Genomic DNA, 20,238 nt, shown 5'->3' with positions numbered 1-20,238 from the left:
GGTGATGGCGGCCGCACCTCACGTGAGGCAATCCGAGCTCAGCGATGCCTTGCGCGGTTGCCGCAGCGCCTTCATCGGCGTCGGGGTGATGAGCTGCATCATCAACCTGCTGTATCTCACCGGCTCGATCTTCATGCTCGAGGTCTACGACCGGGTGCTGCCGAGCCGGTCCGTGCCGACGCTGATCGGCCTCATCATCATCGCCGCCGGGCTGTACGCCGCCCAGGGCGCGCTCGACATGATCCGCAGCCGCATTCTCGGCCGGATCGGCACCGCGCTCGACGAGAGCCTGAACGCGCGGGTGTTCGACACCGTGGTGCGGTTGCCGCTGTCGGCGGGCGGCCGCAACGAGGGCCTGCAGCCGCTGCGCGACCTCGACAACATCAGGAGCTTCCTCGGCAGCCAGGGGCCGGGTGCCTTCTTCGACCTGCCGTGGCTGCCGCTGTATCTGGCGATCTGTTTCGCCTTCCACGTCATGCTCGGCGTCACCGCGCTTGCAGGGGCCATCATCCTCGTCACCTTGACGCTGATCACCGAATTCCTCACCCGCTCGCCGGCCAAGGAGGCGATGGGGCTCGCCGCGCGCCGCAACGATCTGGTCACCGCAAGCCGCCGCAACGCCGAGGTCCTGGTCGCGATGGGCATGACCGGGCGCATGCTGTCGCGCTGGAGCGAAACCAACGAGAAATATCTCGCCGGCAACCAGCGCGCCAGCGATGTCGCCGGCGGCCTCGGCGCCATCGCCAAGGTGCTGCGCATGATGCTGCAATCGGCGGTGCTCGCGGTCGGCGCCTATCTCGTGATCCACCAGGAGGCGACCGCCGGCATCATCATCGCCGGCTCGATCCTGAGCGCGCGGGCGCTGGCGCCGGTCGATCTCGCGATCGCGCATTGGAAGAGCTTCGTGGCGGCGCGCCAGAGCTGGCGCCGTCTCAGCCATCTGTTGCAGACGATGCCGCAGCGATCGGCGCCGACCCTGCTGCAGCCGCCGGTCGGCAAGCTCTCGGTCGAGGCCATCTCGATCGTCGCTCCGGGGGATCAGAAAGCGATCGTGCAGGACGTCAGCTTCGCGCTGTCGGCCGGCAACGGCCTCGGCATCATCGGTCCGAGCGCGTCGGGCAAGTCCTCTCTGGTCCGCGCGCTCGTCGGTGTCTGGCGTCCGGTGCGCGGCCATGTCCGGCTGGACGGCGCCGCGCTCGACCAATGGTCGACGGATGAGCTTGGCCGCCATGTCGGCTATCTGCCGCAGGACGTCGAGCTGTTCGCCGGCACCGTGGCGCAGAACATCTGCCGCTTCGACCCGAATGCCTCGGCCGACGGCATCATCGCCGCCGCCAAGGAGGCCGGCGTGCATGACATGATCATCAAGATGCGCGAGGGCTACGACACAGAGATCGGCGAGCAGGGCGCGGCGCTCTCCGCAGGGCAGGCGCAGCGTGTGGCGCTGGCGCGTGCGCTCTATGGCAACCCGTTCCTGATCGTGCTCGACGAGCCCAACTCCAATCTCGACACCGAGGGCGACGAGGCGCTGTCGCGCGCCGTGCGCTCGGCGCGGGCGCGCGGCGCCATCGTCGTCGTCGTCGCGCACCGGCCGATCGGCATCGAGGCGGTCGATCAGGTGCTGGTGATGAAGGACGGCCGGGCCCAGGCGTTCGGTCCGAAGGAGACGGTGCTGGCGCAGGTGCTGCAGCCGCGTGCGCCGTCGCCGATCAAGATCGTCTCGGAAGCCGGGGTGGCGAAGCCATGAGCAGTCAGGTCATTGCCGGTCCACTTCCTGGCGGCCGCAAGACGGAAAGTGTGCGCGAGTCGATCCGCCGCCACCTGCTGATCGGCATGGGCGTCGTCGTCGCGGTCGCCGGCGGGTTCGGCGGCTGGGCGGCAACGCAGCAGATCTCCGGCGCGCTGATCGCGCCCGGCCAGATCGTGGTCGAATCCAACGTCAAGAAGGTGCAGCATCCGACCGGCGGCGTGGTCGGCGAGCTCCGGGCGCGCGACGGCGACGTCGTCAAGTCCGGCGACATCGTTGTCAGGCTCGACGACACCGTGACCAAGGCAAGTCTCGCCATCGTCACCAAGAATCTCGATGCGCTGCAGGCCCGCGCCGCGCGGCTGGAGGCCGAGCAGCGCGGCTGGGCCAAGATCCTGTTTCCGCCGCAGCTGCTGCAGCGCATGAGCGATCCCGAGGTCAAGAGCCTGACGGCGAGCGAGACCAAGCTGTTCGAGGTCCGCGTCAACGGCCGCATCGGCCAGAAGGCGCAGCTGCGCGAGCGGGTCACCCAGCTGAACGAGGAGATCGAGGGGCTCTCGGCGCAGGTCAGTGCCAAGGACCAGGAGATCGCGCTGGTGCAGAAGGAGCTCGACGGCGTGCGCCAGCTCTATGAGCAGCATCTGGTGCAGCTGTCGCGCCTGACCACCTTGGAGCGCGACGCCGCCCGGCTCAACGGCGAGCGTGCGCAGTTCATCGCGGCGCGGGCGCAGGCCAAGGGCAAGATCAGCGAGACCGAGCTGCAGATCATCCAGGTCGATAAGGACATGGTCAGCGAGGTGTCCAAGGATCTGCGCGAGACCACCGACAAGATCGGCGAGTTCGTCGAGCGCAAGGTGACCGCCGAGGACCAGCTCCGCCGCGTCGACATCCGCGCGCCGCAGGACGGCATGGTGCTGCAGTCCAGCGTCCACACCGTCGGCGGCGTCATTACCGCCGGCGATACCATCATGCTGATCGTGCCGCAGAGCGACGATCTCCAGGTCGAGGCCAAGGTCAACCCGCAGGACATCGACAAGCTGCAGGTCGGCCAGAAGACCTTGCTGCGGCTGTCCGCGTTCAACCAGCGCACGACGCCGGAGCTGAACGGCGTCGTCAGCCGCGTCTCGCCCGACGTCACCACCGACCAGCGCACCGGCCAGAGCTACTACACCATCCGCGTGTCGATGCCGCCGGAGGAGATCGCACGGCTCGGCGACGTCAAGCTGATCCCGGGCATGCCGGTGGAAGCCTTCGTCCAGACCGGCGACCGCACCGTGATCTCCTACCTTATGAAGCCACTGCACGACCAGCTGATGCGCGCGTTCCGGGAGAAGTGAGATCGTCGGCCGGTCGCTGAGTGGCCACTGGCGGCGCCCCAATTTCGGTGTCATCCCCGCGAATGCGTGGATCCATAGCCACAGGCGGAAGTCGGTTTGCGCAGCCGGCGCAACACGCAGCCTGCCCCAAGACAGATCACGCGCTATGGGTCCCGGGTCGGCGCCCGCCGCCGCTTCGCGTCGCCGGGCTTGCCCGGGACGACAGCGGAGGCTATTCGCCGAGCTTCTCCAGCAACAACTCCAGCGCGCTCTTCGCGAACAAACGCATATTGGCGAAGCGGTCGTTGCTGCCGCTTTCCAGTGTCACCACCGCCGACGCTGGCCCGGCCACGGCAAAACACGCATGGCCCGCCGCATCACCGTAGCGATTGCCGGCAGGACCCGCGGCGCCGGTCTCCGACACTCCCCAATCAGTGGCAAAGCGCGTCCTGATCTGCCGCGCCAGCAGCTCCGCATACGGCTCGGACGCCGAGCGGATCCCTTTCATCGCGTCGTCCGGAATGTCCATCAGCACCCGACGCGCGTCGCGGGTATAGACCACGGCGCCGCCGAGGAAATAGGCCGAGGCGCCGGGCACCGCGAGCAGCGACGCCGCGATCAGGCCGCCGGCGGAGGATTCCGCCACCGCGATCGTCTGCTTGCGTGCGACCAGCCGCGCGCCGACCTGACCGGCGATGGCAATCAGTTCATCCATGGCAAACCTCACTCCGGCTCCCGCCGCACCGTCAAAAAAATGGGCGGCATCCGATGATGCCGCCCGCGACGTGGACAGACAACCCGATCAGGCGGTCACGGGCTCGCGCGCCGCGACCGCCTGGCGGCCGCCGCGATAGACCGTCATCGCCGCGATGATGCCGAGCACGGCGGCGCACATCAGCCAGTAGCCGGGCGAGGCCTTGTCGCCGGTCTTGTTGATGAGCCAGGTCGAGACTGCCGGCGTCGCGGTGCCGAACAGCCCAGCGGCCAGCGCAAAGGCGATCGAGAAGCAGGTGGTGCGGACATGCGCAGGCACGATCTCGACCAGGCAGCCCAGCATGGTGCCGCTATAGACGCCGAAATAGAACGAGAACAGCATTTCGACAGTGAGCAGCTTGCCGAAGCTCGGCGCCGCCGCGAGCCAGTGCAACGCCGGGTAGGCGGTGAGGAATGCCAGCGCCGCGATGGTCACGAGCACCGGCTTGCGTCCGATCCGATCCGACACCGCGCCGCCGACCGGATTCCAGAGAAAGTTGGTCACGGCGACCAGCAAAGTGACGAGCAGTGAATCCGACGCCGACAGCTTCAGCTGCTTGCCGAAGCCGGGACCGTAGACGGTGATGAAGTAGAACATCGTCGTGGTCAGCACGGCGATCATCATGCCGAGGATCACGATGCGCCAGTTCTCCAGCGCCGAGGCGAACACTTCGCGCGCGGTCGGGTGCTTCTTCATCGCGAGGAAGGCCGGCGTCTCCTCCAGCGTGCGGCGCAGGAAGAAGATCAGCGGAATGATCAGGCAGCCGATGAAGAAGGGAATGCGCCAGCCCCAGGCGGCCACGATGTCCGCCGGCATGGCCTGGTTGAGCACGTAGCCGATAACCGACGCGACGAAGATCGCGACCTGCTGGCTGGACGACTGGAACGAGGTGTAGAGGCCGCGATTGCCGGGCGTGGAGATCTCGGACAGATAGACCGACACGCCGCCGAGCTCGACACCGGCCGAGAAGCCCTGCAACAGCCGGCCGAGCAGCACGATGATCGGGGCCGCGATGCCGATCGTCGCATAGGTCGGGCAGAATGCGATGACGATCGTGCCGATCGCCATGATGCCGAGCGTCACGATCAGGCCCTGGCGTCGGCCGATCTTGTCGACATAGGCGCCGAGCACGATAGCGCCGACCGGTCGCATCAGGGCGCCGAGCCAGAACACGCCATAGGCATTGAGCAGCGATGCAGTCTCGTTCTCCGATGGGAAGAACGCCTTGGCGATGATCGGCGCGTAGAAGCCGAACAGGAAGAAGTCGAACTGCTCGAGGAAATTGCCGCTGGTGGCGCGCAGGATCGCGCCGATGCGCGAATGGATCGTGGCCGGCTGCGGGATTGACGTTGAGGACACGCGGGGAGACTCCTACCGTCGAGAGGCTCGTGCGGAGGATTCCTACGCCGGCCGAGGGGAAAGGTGCGACAATCTGCCACGCCAGGCCCTGGCGGCCAATAGTTTTGCGCCTTAGGAGCCCTAGGCCTGAACAGAATTGGCCGCGGCCGACTTCTGCTGCACTGCACCCTTCAGCCATTGCCGGAACGCCTTCAGCTTCGGCGGATCGGTCCGGCCCTCCGGCGTCACCAGATAGAAGCCGGCATCGCTCGGCAGGGTCATCTTGAACGGCACCACCAGCCGGCCCTTGGCGATGTCGTCCTGGACGTAGGCCGTCCGCCCGATCGCAACGCCGAGCCCGTCGATCGCGGCCTGGACGGTCATCAGCGACAGGTCGAAGCTCAGCCGGCCCTGCCTCGACATCTCGACCGGCAGACCCGCCGCGGTCAGCCAGAGCCGCCAATCGTCGTCATAACCTCCGCTGGCCTGCAGCAGCGTGTGATGCGCGAGGTCCTCCGGACAGCGCAGCGGCTTGTCGCCCTGCAGCAGCGCCGGACTGCAGACCGGAAACAGCTCGTCGGCCATCAGCCATTCCGCCCGCACGCCCGGCCAGTGGCCGCGGCCATAGCGGATCGCGGCGTCGACGTCGTCCTTGCGAAAATCGACCAGGCCGGTCGAGGTCGTGATGCGCACGTCGATGCCGGGATGGGCCTCCTGAAAGGCCGTCAGCCGCGGCAGTAGCCATTTCGCCGCCAGCGAGGCGATGGTCGAGACCGTCAGCACCTTGGCGTTGTCCTTGCGAACCAGCCGTTCCGTTGCCAGCCGGAGATCGTCGAATGCGGCGCGCACGAGCGGAAGATAGTCGCGGGCCTGTGGCGTCAGCGCGAGACTGCGGTTCTGGCGGACGAACAGGCGGATGCCGAGCTCGTCTTCCAAGCGCTTGATCTGATGGCTGATGGCGGTCTGCGTCACGTTCAGCTCGGAGGCCGCGCGGGTGAAGCTCAGATGCCGCGCCGCAGCCTCGAACGCCCGCAATCCATTCAGCGACGGTAGCCGGGCCATTCGCGGCCTCCCGGTTCATGATGTTATTTCATCCGAAACGGTAGTAAATGTCGTTTGTGGATGAAGCGCAAGCGCTCGATATTGCAGCCTGAAGGAATTTTCAGGAGGCTTTCATGTCCGTCTACGTCTCCTCGTCAATGACGAAACATCATGGCCCGGGGTTCTGGTCCGGCGTCGTGGAGCTGCTTGCGGCCTGGCGCTTCCGCTACCGGACCCGGCACGAGCTCGCGCAGTGGTCGGAGCGCGACCTGCACGATCTCGGCCTGTCCCGCAGCGATATCGCCGCCGAGATCGATAAGCCTTTCTGGCGGGGTTGATCCCCCTCACTCATCCCGCCGCGCCGGCGCCGCTCCGCAAAGGAGGGCGCCGGCAAGCTTCCCCGTTGGAGCCGCGCATGCCGACGCCCGCCATTGCCGATCTCGCTGCCGGCTCCAACACCATTCACACGCGGCGCGGTGAGGAGGTGCGCCTGCGCTTCGTCACACCTGACGACGCCGAGGCGCTGCAGAGCTATGTCCGGTCCTTGAGCCAACGCTCGCGCCACAAGCGTTTCCTCGGCGCGCTCAACGAGCTGCCAAAGGCGGTGCTCGAGGATTTCGTCGCGCTCGGCCGCAACGACCGGTACAGCCTGATCGCGACGATGGACCATGACGGCGTCGAAGGCATCGTGGCCGAGGCGCGCTATGCGCTGGACCGCGCCACTGGTCGCGTCGAGTTCGGCCTCTCGGTGCTCGACCGCTGGCACGGCCACGGCATCGGCCCGGCCCTGATCGCAAATCTCGAGCGGCGCGCCCGCGCGCTCGGCGGCGCCACGCTGTCAGGCGACGCGCTGCGTACCAACGACGTGATGATCGCGCTCGCCCGCAAGGCCGGTTTCACGATCCAGCCGCATGCGGATGACTGGACGCTGGTGAGGTTCGAGAAGGGGCTGAGCGGCGTGGTGGCGGATTCACCGAGTGCAGATTTTCAACTTATCAGTCGCGGGCTGCAAGCCGTGATGTTCGACAACAAATAGCGGTCGTCATGTCCCGCGAAGGCGGGGCATCCCGTACGCCGCGGCGTTACAGTGTCATCGGCTATCAGTTGCGATTGCTAAATCGCTCGATCCAGCCGGGCGATGACAGTCGTTGTGAGGCGCCGACCTATCCACGTCATTGCGAGCGAAGCGAAGCAATCCAGAGTCCTTGCTCGGCCCTGGATTGCTTCGCTTCGCTCGCAATGACGAGGTGAGAGAGCGGTGCTCGAAACAGCTACAGCTCCGAGCGACATCAGCTCTCAAAACGTCTCGACCCATGGCCGCAGCTCCATCTCCCAGCTCCAGGCGCTGCGCGGCTGCTGCAGCACGCTCCAATAACTCGCGGCGATGGCATCCGGATCGAGCATCGAATTCGGTCGCTCCGCCGGCTCCTGGCGTTCCGCGCTCCTGATCGCGCCGTCGATGACGAAATGCGCGACGTGGATGCCCTGCGGCGACAATTCGCGCGCCATGCTCTGGGCTAGGCCGCGCAGCGCGAACTTGCCCATCGCGAACGGCGCCGACTGGGCGTAGCCCTTCACGCTGGCGGAGGCGCCGGTGAACAGGATGGCGCCGTGCTTGTTCGGCAGCATGCGCTGTGCCGCCTGCTGCGCCACCAGGAAGCCGCCGAAGGCGCTGATGGCAATCGACTGCTGCACGTCGGCCGGCACGAGATCGGTGAGCGCTCCGCGCGCCCGCGCGCTGGCGTTGTAGACCACGAGATCGGGCGCGCCGATCTCGCGCTCGACGATGCCGAACAGCCGCTCGACCTCCTCCGGATTGGTCGCATCGCAGGGGTAGGCGCGGGCGCCGGTTTCGTTGCAGAGCGCTCCGAGCTTCTCGATCTTGCGGGCGGCCAGCGCCACGCGGATCTTCTCGCGCGCGAACAGCCGCGCCAGCGAGGCCGAGAGCCCTTCGCCGGCACCGACGATGAGGGCGATCTTGTAGGCAGGGATGTCCATGGGCATGTCCTTGAGCCAGAGCGTCCGCAGACATCAAGCTAGTGCACCGGCGGCCGACTTCCTACGGCTCGTCCCCACATTTTTGCTGCGCGTCCTCAGGTGGGACGCGGCTGCAATCCGGCGAGGCAGCCGATCTCCTCCAGCACGACATCGAGCCGGCTGCGATCGTGCAGGAAGGCATATTTGCCGCGGAGCATCGCCAGCGAGCGCGCGTGATATTTCTGCGGCTTCTGCATCCACGTGAAGTCGCCGAACTGGACGCGAAAGGCATCGCGTCTCTCGGCCAGCGCCTGTTCATTGGCGAGCGTCCACGGCATGAACAGCGCGCCGACCTGGCGGGTCAGGATCGGCATCAGGGTCAGCGACAGTTCCGGCCACAGCTCGAACTCGCCTTCGGCGCGCGGCCACAGCATGCGGTGGATCCAGGCCAGCACGTGCGGCGCGCGGCCCTCGATCAAAGCGCCTGCGGTCGGATCGGTCCACAGCTCGTAGAACTGGGCCCACAGTCCGAAATCGCCATAGGCCGGACGCCGGCCGAACAGATACGGCCTGACCGAGAGATGCCGTTCGAGCAGGTCGAGCATTTCGGCAAACCCCTGCTCAATCTGCGGCGCGTTGATCTCGTTCGAGCCGACGTACCACAGCCGCTCGACCATGCGCGCGCGGATCTTCTCGGCCAGTTCGCCGACCTCGATCTCGTCCGCCTTGGGGGCGCGGATGCGGGCGATGCGCCCGGCTGAGGCGCGCTGGTCGAGATCGCGGGCCCAGCGATAGTGGAACATCCACTTGTTGCCCCACTCGTCGCCGAACTCCTCGATCAGGGCCGAGATGAAGCTCGTCAGCGCGTCGCCTGGATGAATCGTCGGCTGCGGAAAGTCGAGCTCGAGCGCATCGATGATCGGCGTCGAATCCTGCATCGGCACCTCGTCGGGAGCGACCACCAGCGGAATGATCGGCATCTTGGCGTGCCGCGCGAACTCGGTCTCGCTTTCCGCGTTGCGCAATATCCAGTGATGCGGAATGCCCTTGTAACGCAGATACGATCGCACCTTGACCGAATAGGGCGACATCTCCGCCCCGAAGATGCGATAAACCTCCGTCGGCTGATTGGTCATGGATCTGCTCCCGGTTCGGCGCACGCCGCTGCCTGTTGTGTATCCGATCAGGCGCAACCTGTCGAAGAGTCCATCAGAGACTTGCGGAAACGAACGAGGGCTTAACGATCATGCATCAGTTCCTGAAGCGCGATGACGTGATGACCGGCGGCGCGAGGCCGGAGCTGCTGGCGCCCGATACCACCGGGCTGAACTTCTATCGCGCCGACCCCGCGCTCGCCGATCTCTTGCGCATCCATCTGCCCGAGGCGCTGTTTCGGCACCTCGTGCCGCATCTCGACCGCCTCGGCGAGCTCGCCGGCTCCTATCTCGACGAATGCGCCCGCCTGGCTGACCGCCATGGCCCTGTGCTGCACCAGCGCGACCGCTTCGGCCGCGACGTGCAGTGGGTCGAGTACCATCCGGCCTATCGCGAGCTCGAGCGCGCCGCCTTTGGCGAGTTCGGCATCCACGCGATGTCGATCCGCAAGGGCATTCTCGGCTGGCCGACCAGATATCCGGTCACGGCCAAGCACGCCTTCACCTTCCTGTTCAACCAGGCGGAGTTCGGTCTGGGCTGTCCGATCAACGTCACCGACGGCTGCGCCAAGCTGCTGGCGAGCTTCGGCAGCGACGGGCTCAAGGCCAAGTACCTCGATGGCCTGACCCAGACCGACATGAGAAAGCTGACCCAGGGTGGCCAGTTCATGACCGAGAAGGAAGGCGGCTCCGATGTCGGCACGTTGACGACGGTCGCCGTGCCGGAGGGCGACCATTGGCGCCTGCATGGCGAGAAATGGTTCTGCTCCAATGCCGACGCGAAAGTGGTGATGCTGCTGGCGCGGCCACAAGGTGCCGAAGCGGGAACGCGCGGCGTCGGCCTGTTCCTGATGCCGCGCTTCCTCGATGACGGCAGTCAGAACCACTATCGGATCGTGCGCCTGAAGGACAAGCTCGGAACGCGCTCGATGGCCTCGGGCGAGATCAAGCTGGAGGGCGCCGTCGCCTATGCGGTCGGGAGGCTCGATCGCGGCTTCGTGCAGATGGCCGAGATGGTCAACTCGTCGCGTCTCTCCAACGGCGTCAAGTCGACGGCGCTGATGCGGCGGGCCTGGCACGACGCGATCACGGTCGCGCGCAACCGCGTGGTGTTCGGAAAACGCATCGTCGACCTGCCGCTCGGGCGGCGACAACTGCTGAAGATCCTGCTCGCGACCGAGCAGGCGCTGTCGCTGAGCTTCCTTACCGCCGACGCGCTCGACCGTGCCGAGGCCGGCAGCCAGGATGCCGCGGCGATGCTGCGCATTCTGACGCCGACATTGAAATTCCGTGCCACGCGCGACGCGCGCAAGGTCTGCGGCGATGCGTTGGAGATGCGCGGCGGGATCGGCTATGTCGAGGAGTTCGTCACCGCGCGGCTGCTGCGCGACGCCCATCTCGGCTCGATCTGGGAGGGCACCGGCAACATCGTCGCGCTCGATGCGTTGAAGCGCGCCGTGGGCCGGCACGGTGCGGAGGCCGCGCTGGCCGCCGACCTGCATGCGCGGCTCGACGACAGTGCCGCCGTGCCGCAGGCCTGGCGCGATCAGCTGCATCGACTCGTGGATCGGGCCGTGGGCTTTGCGCGCGAGATCGCGGGACGCGCCGACAAGGAGTCGGAAGCGCGCCGCGCCACCAGCCTGCTGTATCACACGGCCAGCGCGGTCTCGCTGACCTGGGAAAGCGCGCGCATCCACGCGATGCGCGGCGACGCACGGCGGTTGCTATTGGCGAAGCTCGTCGTCGATCATCGTCTGACGCCGTCCGATCCGTTCCGGCTCGCGGAAAACGAAACGGACGACGCGATGGCGACGTTGCTGCTCGGCGATCGCGTCGCAGGCATGGACGAGGTTGGCGAACTGATTTCGGCGGCGTAGTCTTGTGGAATGTCACGAAGATGGATCGCGAGCTCATGGCTTCTGCTTTGTGCGAGTGATGAGCGAACAGGCTGGGGGTACAGGTCCAATCATTTGCACCACCCGTGCGGCTGCCCCTCACCCCAACCCTCTCCCCGTGAAGAACGGGGAGAGGGAGCGCAGCGGCTACGTCGAAATAGCCGGATAACAACTCACAATAAACGAAACAGGGAGAACGCCAATGAAAGCCGCCGTGCTGATGGAGGCCAACAAGCCGCTCGTCATCGAGGACGTCAGCGTGCCCAAGCCGGGGCCGCGGGAAGTGCTGATCCGCACGGCGGTGGCGGGGCTCTGCCATTCCGATCTGCATTTCATCGAGGGCCTGTATCCGCATCCGCTGCCCGCGGTGCTGGGCCATGAATCCGCTGGGATCGTCGAGCAGGTCGGCGCCGATGTCACCTATGTGAAGCCGGGTGATCATGTCGTCACCTGCCTCTCGGTGTTCTGCGGCACCTGCGACAACTGCACGACGGGCCGTCCGGTGCTGTGCACCGACACCACGGTGAAGATGCCGCCAGGCGCCTCCAACCGGCTGTCATGGGCGAGAGCTGAGAAGCTGCATCAGTTCCTCAACCTGTCGTCCTTTGCCGAACAGATGCTGGTGCACGAGAATGCGATCGTGAAGATCCGCAACGATATGCCGCTCGAGCTCGCCGCGCTGATCGGCTGCGGCGTCATCACCGGCTATGGCGCCGTCGTCAACACGGCGCGGGTGCAGGCCGGCGAGACGGTGGCCGTGATCGGCTGCGGCGGCGTCGGCATGGCTGCGATCAACGGCGCCGAGATCGCGGGTGCCGGTCGCATCATCGCCATCGACACCAATCCGGCCAAGCTGCAGCTCGCGACGAAACTGGGCGCGACCGACATCATCAATCCCACTGAGGGTGACGTCGTGGCCCAGGTGCGCGAGCTCACCAAGGGTGGCGTGCACCACGCCTTCGAGGTGCTCGGGCGCAAGGAGACCGCCGAGCAGGCCTTCGCGATGCTGGCGCCGGGGGGCACCGCGACCATCGTCGGCATGATCCCGTTCGGGCAGAAGATCGAGCTGCACGGCTTCGACTTCCTGCGCGAGCGCCGCATCCAAGGCTCTTCGATGGGCTCCAACCACTTCCGCGTCGATATGCCCCGCCTCGTCGAGTTCTATCTGCGCGGCAAGCTGCACCTGGAAGACTGGATCTCCGCCAAGCTGAAGCTGTCGGAGATCAACGAGGGCTTCGCCAACATGAAAGCCGGCAAGACGCTGCGCAGCGTGATCATGTTCGATGCATGAGGGGCACGGTCGAGTGTGAGGAAGTTGATGGGGTTTGGCGGGTCTGCCTATTCGTTACCCGTCATGCCCGGGCTTGACCGGGGCATCCAGCCTCTGGAAGATGGATGGCCGGGTCAAGCCCGGCCATGACGATGTAGGACGGCGGAATTTGGTGAGGCGTTGTTGAAGAAGTCGAAGCACTAACTAATTCGCGAACCGTGGCGGCGGAACGAAGCCGCCGAACTCGCGCTCGATCAGGTCGGCGAGCTTGAGCGGCGTGCGGTCTTCGAGGAATGGGCCGACGATCTGCACGCCCACCGGCAAGCCGTTGGCGAGGCCGAGCGGGATCGCGGTCGCCGGCAGTCCGGGCAAGGTGGCGATGCCCGGCCAAGCGAGCTGATCGGCGTAGCAATGCTCGACGCCGTCGATGCTGATGCGGCGCTGCTCCTGGTCGGGCGAATGATCGTGCGGATAGGCCGGAGTCGGCATGATCGGGCAGATCACGGCGTCGAACTGCTCGAACAGCGTTCGCCATTGCGCGCGCAGCCGCGCCCGCGCCCCGCCGGCCTGAACCCAGTCGCGATGGCTGAGCGCGATGCCGCGCAGTCGCTCGGCCGCGAGGCTCGCCGCCTCCTTCGGCAATTGCGCGGCCGCCTGGCTGGCGCCGGCGTGGACCTCCGCCGGCATGGTGGCGCCGATGAAGCCGAGCAGCAGGCGCATGTAGAGCCGGCTCGATGCGGCGAAGTCCGGCAGCAGCGGGCTCTCTGTCGCGACGTTGACGCCGGCCCGTGCCAGGTCGGCCGTCAGCCGCTCGATCGCGCCGCGCACGGCGCTGTCGGTCGGCAGCAGCGGATCGCTCGCGACCACCAGCACGCGGAAATCCTGCGGGCGACCGTGACGCGCCGGCGGCAGGTCGAGGCGATACGCCTTGCCGGCCTCGAGCGGGTCGGGGCCTGCGATCACATCGAGCAGCAGCGACAGATCGGCGGCCGAACGGGCCATCGGGCCGACGACGGCGAGGTCGGCCTCGCCGGGCAGCGGCTGAAATGGCGGCGGCGTGTGGCCGCGCGAGGCCACCAGGCCGTAGCTCGGCTTGTGCGCGGTGACGCCGCAGTGAAACGCGGGGACCCGCAGCGAGCCGCCGATATCGGACCCGAGCGACAGCGAGCCGTAGCCGGCGGCCAGGGCCGCGGCCGATCCGCCTGACGAACCGCCTGGCGTGCGGCCGAGATCGTAGGGATTGTTGGTGATGCCGTAGATGTCGTTGTAGCTCTGCCAGTCGCCGAGCCCGAGCGGCACGTTGGTCTTGCCGAGCACGATGCCGCCGGCATCCTTCACGCGCGTCACCGTCAGCGCATCCTCGGCCGCGATGAAATCCCTGTGCTGCGGAAAACCCCAGGTCGTCGGCAGGCCGGCGACGTTGTAGGATTCCTTCACCGTGAGCGGAAGGCCGAGCAAAGGCCGCCGTTCGCCGCGCGCCAGCGCCGCGTCGGCGACGTCAGCGGCAGCGAGCGCGCGCTCGAAATCGCGCACGCAGACGGCGTTGATCTCGGAGTCATGACGTTCGATGCGATCGATGGCGAGCCTGGTCAGCTCCACCGACGAGATCTGACGGTCTGCCAATGCCTTCGCCGTGTCGACGGCGGTTGCGAACGTCCATTGCGGTGCGGCCAATGTCGATCCTCCCGGTGCGATGTTTGCCGGGAGTCTAACCGATGCGGATGGCGATCACTTGACCAAAATTGCGGACTATCCTCTAGCCCGGCAGCATCCGCTGCATGACGCGGTCGCGATAGATGAAGACGTGCGCGATTGCGGCGGCGACGTGAGCGACGATCAGGATCAGCAGCAGCCATTCGGATGCCTGGTGCAGCCCGTCGATGGCGCGGTTACCGGCCGGGTTGCGCGCCGCCAGCATCGGCAACGGAAGCAGGTAGAAGAACGACACGCTCCAGCCGCGGAAGGAGGCGAACAGCCAGCCGGTGATGGTGCTCGCCATCACCATCACATAGAGCATCCAGTGCACGACCTCCGAGCTCAGCCGCTGCCAGGGCGGCAGCGAACTCTCCGGCGCGACCGGATGGGTGAGCCGCCAGACGAAGCGCACGGCGATCAATGCCAGAATGGTGAGGCCGAACGAAATGTGCAGGATCATCGGCGCGCCGGGGGGCGTGTTGGCATGCAGGTCCGGCATCAGCCAGCCGATCGGATACTGGATGGCGAGCAGCGCCACCACCAGCCAGTGCAGGATCTTCGCGGGCGTGCCGTAATGCAAGCGTGGCGTCATGACGATTTTCCGTTGTGATCGGTCCGGCGCCATCAGCCTCGCGGCTGGACGTTTTGCAAGACGCCGGGGTGCGGAGGCTAGGCCGCTCCTATGAGAATTCCGACGCCGAGCACGATGATGCCGCCGAGCACGATCTGGAACACCGCCTGCAGGAACGGCGTGTCCATGTAGCGCGCGCGGATATAGGCGATCGCCCACAGCTCGAAGAACACCACGAGGCTCGCGATCGCGGTCGCGATCCAGAACGCGTTGGTCCAGGAGTCCGGGACGAGATAGGGCATCGTGTGCCCCAGTCCGCCGAGCGTCGTCATCGCGCCGCAGACGGCGCCGCGCAGCCACGGCGAGCCGCGTCCCGTCAGTGAGCCGTCGTCGGACAGCGCCTCGGCAAAGCCCATGCTGATGCCGGCGCCGATCGAGGCGGCAAGGCCGACCAGGAAGGTCTGGAAGTTCTGATGCGTGGCGAAGGCGGCGGCGAACAGCGGCGCCAAGGTCGACACCGAGCCGTCCATCAGGCCGGCGAGACCGGGCTGGACATATTGCAGCACGAACACGCGCCGCCGCGTCTCATCCTCCTTGTGCCGGACGTCCGGACTGAGGATCTTGTCGGTCAGTTTCGCCGCAACCTTCTCGTGGCCCTTCTCGGCCTCGGCGAGATCGCCGAGCAGCCGGCGCACGCCGACATCCTTGGCCTGCTCGGCGGCCTTGGCGTAGAAGCGCTCGGCCTCGAACTCCATCGTGCCGACCTCGCGGCGGATGGCGTCGAGCGACAGGTTCTTGGTCAGCCAGATCGGCCGGCGCTGCAGGAAGCCCTTGACGTTCTCGCGCCGGATCGGCGGCAGGTTCTTGCCGAAGCGCTCCTCATAGAGCTCGAGCAGCATGTGGCGGTGGCCCTTCTCCTCCTCGGCCATCTGCTCGAACAGCTTGGCCGAATCCGGATAACGTTCCGCCAGATCCTCCGCGAAGCTCATATAGATGCGGCCGTCTTCCTCTTCGGCCGAGATCGCGATTGCCAGGATCTCGCGCTCGGTGAGGTCGGCGAAGTTCTTCATTCCAAGGTCCCCGGATCTCTCGCTCTCAACATTCGGCTGTTTAGAACGTTTCTAAAGTCTATATGGACTTGCCGCATCGCGGTCAAACTCCGGCCGCCGAGTGGTCGCGAACGCTTTCGTGACCCCGCATTCAAGCTCCAGTCATGGAACTGCGAGGATAGTCCGTCGTTCGCGTTCCGCTCAGCCACCTAAGGAGTTCCAATGGACAGCGTCAAATACCGGCTCAACGATCCTGGATTGGCGCCGCGCCGCACCCGGATGGATATTCCGGGCTGGGCAGGCGAACGCCAACCACGCGCGAATGGCTCGCATGAGCAGGTCTGGCATTGCGTACCATTCTCGGAAGGTGCGCAATATGGCATCGAGCTGTTTTATCCCTACGACTTCGAGCTGCAGGTCACCACGCGCGACGGCAAGCTCGAACTGTCCGGCGACTGGGGCGAGCCGCCGAGCCCGAGCTTGCAATGGCCGCCATTCCGCAATTTCGGCGATGCCTTCTACACCTACCAGATCCTGCTCGATCTCAAGGTGCCCAAGGGCTTCGCGATCCGGACCGAGCCGCATCCGCGCTTTTACACCGATCGCAGCGATACCTGCCCGATCGCGGTGCCGGCGCTGGTGCGCAATTTCTGGCCCATGCTGTTCTTCTGCGTCTTCAAGGCGCCTGCGGAAGGGCGGACGCATATCTTCCGTCCGGGCGAGCCGTTCGCGCAGGTGATCGTGATTCCGGAGGAGGCGAACTTCACGGTGGAGCCGATGAGCCCGGACGAGGCAGCCGAGCGCGAGCTGCAGTCACGCCGCATCCACGCCAGCCGGCCCGTGCTCGCCAAGGAGACCGAATGGGTGTCGAGCACCGACACCGTGTTCGACGGCACTTATCGCCATCTGCATCGCGCGGCAAAGGACAAGGCGCGCAAGGCCTGACCCTTCCGTCGTCCTCAAACGAAAGAGCGCCGACCTCACGGTCGGCGCCCCCCGAGCTGTCACCTCTCAACGATCAATAGCGATCGTAGTACCAGTGGTGATGGTGATGATGGTGGTGGTGATGGTAGTACCGGCGCGGCACCACATAGACCCGGGGGCCGTAGCCGTACCCATAGCCGGGGCCGTAGCCATAGCCGCGCCAGTAACCATGGTGGTGATGGTGATGATGATGGTGGTGATGGTACCACTGCGCGAGCTCCACCTTCGGCTCGGCCGCCGGCGGTCCCTGCTCGTCGAGCGCCTGCAGCACCCTGGCGGCATCGGGGATCGGCTCGAGCAGGTCGGCGTAGGAATTGGCCTTCAGGACATCGGTCGGGGCCGGAGCCGCCGACGCCTGCACCGTGCCGAGCGCGCCGACAGCGGCGACGGCGCCCAACAAGCCTGCGATCTTCTTATCCATAAATCATCTCCTGATGCGCATTGCCCGGATGCGGAAACGTCAACCCCGAATGTTCGTTCCTCGATTCGCCTAATACGTCGGAACGGCGTCCGAAATCAGGCTGTCGATCTGTTCAGGAACGTTAACAGGAGCTCATGGACTCGTTCATGTTGCTCCTGCTGCACCCAATGACCGGCGCGATCGATCAGCTCGCACAGCATCATGTTGGTGCACACTCGGGATTGCATCGATTCGAACACGCCGGGCCGTTGGTAGATGCCCCAGTCTTGCAGGCCGGAGATGAATGCAGACGGAACGTCGATGGTGCGATCCGACCACGTCTGCAATTCCGCTTCGAACAGGCCTGACGTGCCGCAGCGATACCATTGCAGCGCGCCCTGGAAGCCGGTCCGTTCATATTCGGCGGTATAGACCGCGAGCTCGCTGTCAGGCAGCCAGCGATTGGCCGCGATCGCCGCCGCGTCAGGCATCTCCTCGGCGGCGGTCTCGGCCATCGTCTTGCCGAGGTCCATTACGTAGTAGGTCGGCAGCTTGGCGAGCTCGGTCGCGTCCCAGGCCTGCAGGGGGTAAGGGACGTTGCCTGCCCAGTCCGCACTCTTGTGATGATAATAGGCGCGCAGGAAATCATGTAGCCCCTGCGGCGCGCGATGCATGTCCGTACTGGCCTGCCGCGTCGCGTAGTACCATTGATAGTGCTTGCGCGGCCGCGGCAGCGCCGCCAGTTCGCGATGCACCGGATCCGATTGCGGCGCGAGGGGCTGGCTGGCGATGTCGAACGGCGCTGCGGGTGGCCCGGGAAACGGTGCGCTCATCATCACGACCGACCGGAAGACATCGGGGCGGATCACAGCGCACCACGCCGCGACGGGGCTGCCGAAGTCGTGGCCGATGACGGAAGCGACATGGCGATGGCCGAAGGCATAGACCACGCCGAGCGCATCACGGACCAGATTGGTGAATCGAAACGGCGCGAGATCACCGTCATAGTCCGCGCTCCAACCCGTGGTGCGGCCATAGCCGCGCTGGTCCGGCGCCAGCACGTGATAGCCGGCCGCCGCCAGCGCCGGCATCACCTTGCGCCAGCTATAGGCGAGCTCGGGAAAGCCGTGCAGCAGCAGCACGCAGGGACGGCCGGGCGTCTCGAACCCGGCTTCCAGCACATGCATGCGCAGGCCGTTGATGCCGTCGACGAAGCGCGAGCGGATGGTGGGCGGAAGGGGGAGCGGGGGAAGAGACTGAGACACGTCGTGTACTCTCCTCGCGTCGTCCCGGCGAACGCCGGGATCCACAACCACAGGACAATGTGGTGAGGCTGACTGGCAGCTCCAGCCTTTGCAAAACTCAAGACGGTGACTATGGGTCCCGGCTCAAGGCCGGGACGACACCGTTGGTGGGCTAAGCCGCGCCCTTCTTCGGCCAATAGCGCTCGCGCAGATGCCGCTTGACCAGCTTGCCCGTCGGTGTGCGCGGCAGCTCCGGCTCGAAGTCGATCGAGCGCGGGCATTTGATCGGTGACAGATGCTGGCGGCAGAACAGCATCAATTGCTGCTCGAGCTCCTTGCCGGCGCGCGCCATGTCGTGGGGCTGCACCACCGCCTTGACCTCCTCTCCCATCTCCTCGTTCGGCACGCCGAACACGGCGACATCGGCGACGTCGGGATGCGTGATGAGGACGTCCTCGGTCTCCTGCGGGTAGATGTTCACGCCGCCGGAGATGATCATGTAGGACTTGCGGTCGGTCAGATAGAGAAAGCCGTCGGCATCGAGATAGCCGACGTCGCCGAGCGTCGACCAGCCCTTGTCGTTGTAGGCGCGCTTCGTCTTCTCCGGATCGTTGTGATAGGAGAACACCGGCGCGTCGGCGAAATACACCGTGCCGATCTCGCCGGTCGGCATCTCCTGATCATCTTCGCCGAGGATCTTGATCTTGCCGACCACGGCACGCCCGACGCTGCCGCGATGCTCCAGCCACTGCTTCGAGGTGCAGACGGTGACGCCGTTGCCTTCCGAACCGGCGTAGTACTCGATGAGGATCGGGCCCCACCACTCGATCATCCTGGCCTTGACGTCGACCGGGCAGGGCGCGGCGGCATGGATGGCGCCCTTGAGCGTGGAGACGTCATAACTCTTGCGGACGTCCTCCGGCAGCTTCAGCATGCGCACGAACATCGTCGGCACCAGCTGCGACTGCGTGATCTTGTACTTCTCGACGAGCCTCAGGAACTCCTCGGCGTCGAAATGCTCCATGATGATGGAGGTACCGCCGAGCACCGAGACCATCATGTTGAAGCGCAAGGGAGCTGCATGATAGAGCGGCGCCGGCGACAGGTAGATGCTCTCGGCATTCATGCCGCACATGTCGGCGCAGAGCACGCGCAGGAACTGGTTGGGCTGATCGATCGGATTGCCTTCGAAATCCTTCTTGATGCCCTTGGGACGCCCCGTGGTGCCCGACGAATACAGCATGTCGTAACCGGCGACCTGGTCGGGGATCGGCGTCTTGGGCTGGGCGCCGGCCTCCTTGTCCCAGGAGCGGAAGCCCGGCTCGGGCTCGTCGACCATGAAGAACAGCGGACCATCCTTCTCCGTCGCGAGATCGCGCACCTGCTCGGCGCATTTCGGCGAGGTGATGAAGACCTTGGCGCCGCAATCCCTGATGATGTAGGCGATCTCGTCCTTGGTGAGATAGCGGCTGATCGCGGTGTAGTACAAGCCGGAGCGCTGCGCGGCCCAGGCGATCTCCATGAAGGCGAGCCGGTTCTCCATCAGGAAGGCGACGTGATCGCCGGCCTTCAGGCCGAGCGCGCGGAACAACTGCGCGCCCTGGTTCGAGAGCTCGTCGAGCTCGCGATAGGTGACGGCCTTGCCGGTGCCGGCCATCTGATAGGCGATCTTGTCCGGATGGTTCTTGGCGTGAATGGAGGGGTGGGTCATGACGGGCTCACCGCTAAATTAGGAAAATGGTGTCGTCCCGGCCTTGAGCCGGGACCCATAACCACAGGGGCGTGTGGTGAGAGCGAGCTGTG

At 65.9% G+C, this 20,238-nt stretch carries 18 protein-coding genes; 7 read left to right on the top strand and 11 right to left on the bottom strand.

What is annotated here, in order from left to right; all coding sequences use genetic code 11:
- Nucleotides 1–4 precede the first annotated feature (4 nt).
- The gene (locus QW845_RS30505) at nt 5–1,747 is read left to right on the top strand and encodes a type I secretion system permease/ATPase (RefSeq protein ID WP_315805213.1); all 1,743 of its coding nucleotides are present in this window, start codon (nt 5–7) and stop codon (nt 1,745–1,747) included.
- Nucleotides 1,744–3,084 (top strand): HlyD family type I secretion periplasmic adaptor subunit, encoded by a 1,341-nt coding sequence (locus tag QW845_RS30500; protein ID WP_315805212.1) that lies wholly within the window; start codon nt 1,744–1,746, stop codon nt 3,082–3,084. The genes QW845_RS30505 and QW845_RS30500 overlap by 4 nt, the downstream gene beginning before the upstream one ends.
- Before the next feature lie 211 nt (nt 3,085–3,295).
- Here the strand turns inward: QW845_RS30500 and QW845_RS30495 are convergent, their stop codons facing one another.
- From QW845_RS30495 to QW845_RS30485, 3 genes are all read right to left on the bottom strand, one after another.
- A complete protein-coding gene (locus QW845_RS30495) occupies nt 3,296–3,778 on the bottom strand; it encodes a CinA family protein (protein WP_315805211.1) in 483 nt (160 codons plus the stop codon).
- Between the two features lie 87 nt (nt 3,779–3,865).
- Complete coding sequence (locus QW845_RS30490; protein WP_315805210.1) at nt 3,866–5,176, bottom strand: MFS transporter; 1,311 nt, start codon at nt 5,174–5,176, stop codon at nt 3,866–3,868.
- A 120-nt stretch (nt 5,177–5,296) separates the two neighbouring features.
- Entirely contained in the window at nt 5,297–6,217 is a 921-nt protein-coding gene (locus QW845_RS30485) for a transcriptional regulator GcvA (protein WP_315805209.1), read from the bottom strand.
- Nucleotides 6,218–6,330: 113 nt separating this feature from the next.
- Between QW845_RS30485 and QW845_RS30480 the strand changes: the two genes are divergently transcribed.
- Together QW845_RS30480 and QW845_RS30475 are read left to right on the top strand one after the other, a co-directional pair.
- Nucleotides 6,331–6,534 carry a DUF1127 domain-containing protein gene (locus QW845_RS30480; RefSeq protein WP_315805208.1) on the top strand — a complete coding sequence of 68 codons (204 nt, stop codon included), beginning with the start codon at nt 6,331–6,333 and terminating at the stop codon, nt 6,532–6,534.
- A gap of 77 nt (nt 6,535–6,611) precedes the next feature.
- Nucleotides 6,612–7,232, top strand: coding sequence for a GNAT family N-acetyltransferase (locus QW845_RS30475; RefSeq protein ID WP_315805207.1), 621 nt, complete (start codon nt 6,612–6,614; stop codon nt 7,230–7,232).
- A 260-nt stretch (nt 7,233–7,492) separates the two neighbouring features.
- Here QW845_RS30475 and QW845_RS30470 read toward each other — a convergent pair whose 3' ends face one another.
- Nucleotides 7,493–8,194 carry an SDR family NAD(P)-dependent oxidoreductase gene (locus QW845_RS30470; RefSeq protein WP_315805206.1) on the bottom strand — a complete coding sequence of 234 codons (702 nt, stop codon included), beginning with the start codon at nt 8,192–8,194 and terminating at the stop codon, nt 7,493–7,495.
- Between the two features lie 95 nt (nt 8,195–8,289).
- The gene (locus QW845_RS30465) at nt 8,290–9,309 is read right to left on the bottom strand and encodes a glutathione S-transferase family protein (RefSeq protein WP_315805205.1); all 1,020 of its coding nucleotides are present in this window, start codon (nt 9,307–9,309) and stop codon (nt 8,290–8,292) included.
- A gap of 110 nt (nt 9,310–9,419) precedes the next feature.
- Here QW845_RS30465 and QW845_RS30460 point away from each other — a divergent pair, with 110 nt between their 5' ends.
- Nucleotides 9,420–11,204 carry an acyl-CoA dehydrogenase family protein gene (locus QW845_RS30460; protein WP_315805204.1) on the top strand — a complete coding sequence of 595 codons (1,785 nt, stop codon included), beginning with the start codon at nt 9,420–9,422 and terminating at the stop codon, nt 11,202–11,204.
- A gap of 220 nt (nt 11,205–11,424) precedes the next feature.
- Nucleotides 11,425–12,513 carry a Zn-dependent alcohol dehydrogenase gene (locus QW845_RS30455; protein WP_315805203.1) on the top strand — a complete coding sequence of 363 codons (1,089 nt, stop codon included), beginning with the start codon at nt 11,425–11,427 and terminating at the stop codon, nt 12,511–12,513.
- Nucleotides 12,514–12,696: 183 nt separating this feature from the next.
- Here the strand turns inward: QW845_RS30455 and QW845_RS30450 are convergent, their stop codons facing one another.
- From QW845_RS30450 to mbfA, 3 genes are all read right to left on the bottom strand, one after another.
- A complete protein-coding gene (locus QW845_RS30450) occupies nt 12,697–14,166 on the bottom strand; it encodes an amidase (RefSeq protein WP_315805202.1) in 1,470 nt (489 codons plus the stop codon).
- 82 nt (nt 14,167–14,248) lie between these two features.
- Nucleotides 14,249–14,779 (bottom strand): cytochrome b, encoded by a 531-nt coding sequence (locus QW845_RS30445; RefSeq protein WP_315805201.1) that lies wholly within the window; start codon nt 14,777–14,779, stop codon nt 14,249–14,251.
- A 77-nt stretch (nt 14,780–14,856) separates the two neighbouring features.
- A complete protein-coding gene (mbfA, locus tag QW845_RS30440) occupies nt 14,857–15,828 on the bottom strand; it encodes an iron exporter MbfA (RefSeq protein WP_315805200.1) in 972 nt (323 codons plus the stop codon).
- A gap of 201 nt (nt 15,829–16,029) precedes the next feature.
- Here mbfA and QW845_RS30435 point away from each other — a divergent pair, with 201 nt between their 5' ends.
- Nucleotides 16,030–16,752 carry a hypothetical protein gene (locus QW845_RS30435; RefSeq protein ID WP_315805199.1) on the top strand — a complete coding sequence of 241 codons (723 nt, stop codon included), beginning with the start codon at nt 16,030–16,032 and terminating at the stop codon, nt 16,750–16,752.
- A 73-nt stretch (nt 16,753–16,825) separates the two neighbouring features.
- Here the strand turns inward: QW845_RS30435 and QW845_RS30430 are convergent, their stop codons facing one another.
- The 3 genes from QW845_RS30430 to QW845_RS30420 form a co-directional block, all read right to left on the bottom strand.
- Nucleotides 16,826–17,212 carry a hypothetical protein gene (locus QW845_RS30430; RefSeq protein ID WP_315805198.1) on the bottom strand — a complete coding sequence of 129 codons (387 nt, stop codon included), beginning with the start codon at nt 17,210–17,212 and terminating at the stop codon, nt 16,826–16,828.
- 95 nt (nt 17,213–17,307) lie between these two features.
- Nucleotides 17,308–18,378, bottom strand: a complete 1,071-nt coding sequence (locus tag QW845_RS30425) for an alpha/beta hydrolase (protein ID WP_315805270.1) — start codon at nt 18,376–18,378, stop codon at nt 17,308–17,310.
- Nucleotides 18,379–18,607: 229 nt separating this feature from the next.
- Nucleotides 18,608–20,146, bottom strand: a complete 1,539-nt coding sequence (locus tag QW845_RS30420; RefSeq protein WP_315805197.1) for an acyl-CoA synthetase — start codon at nt 20,144–20,146, stop codon at nt 18,608–18,610.
- Nucleotides 20,147–20,238: the final 92 nt, after the last annotated feature.

Origin of the sequence: Bradyrhizobium sp. SZCCHNS3002, from assembly GCF_032377435.1 — a bacterium.
In the GTDB taxonomy this organism is placed as follows: domain Bacteria; phylum Pseudomonadota; class Alphaproteobacteria; order Rhizobiales; family Xanthobacteraceae; genus Bradyrhizobium.
This window is presented reverse-complemented; position numbering and strand designations above follow the sequence as displayed.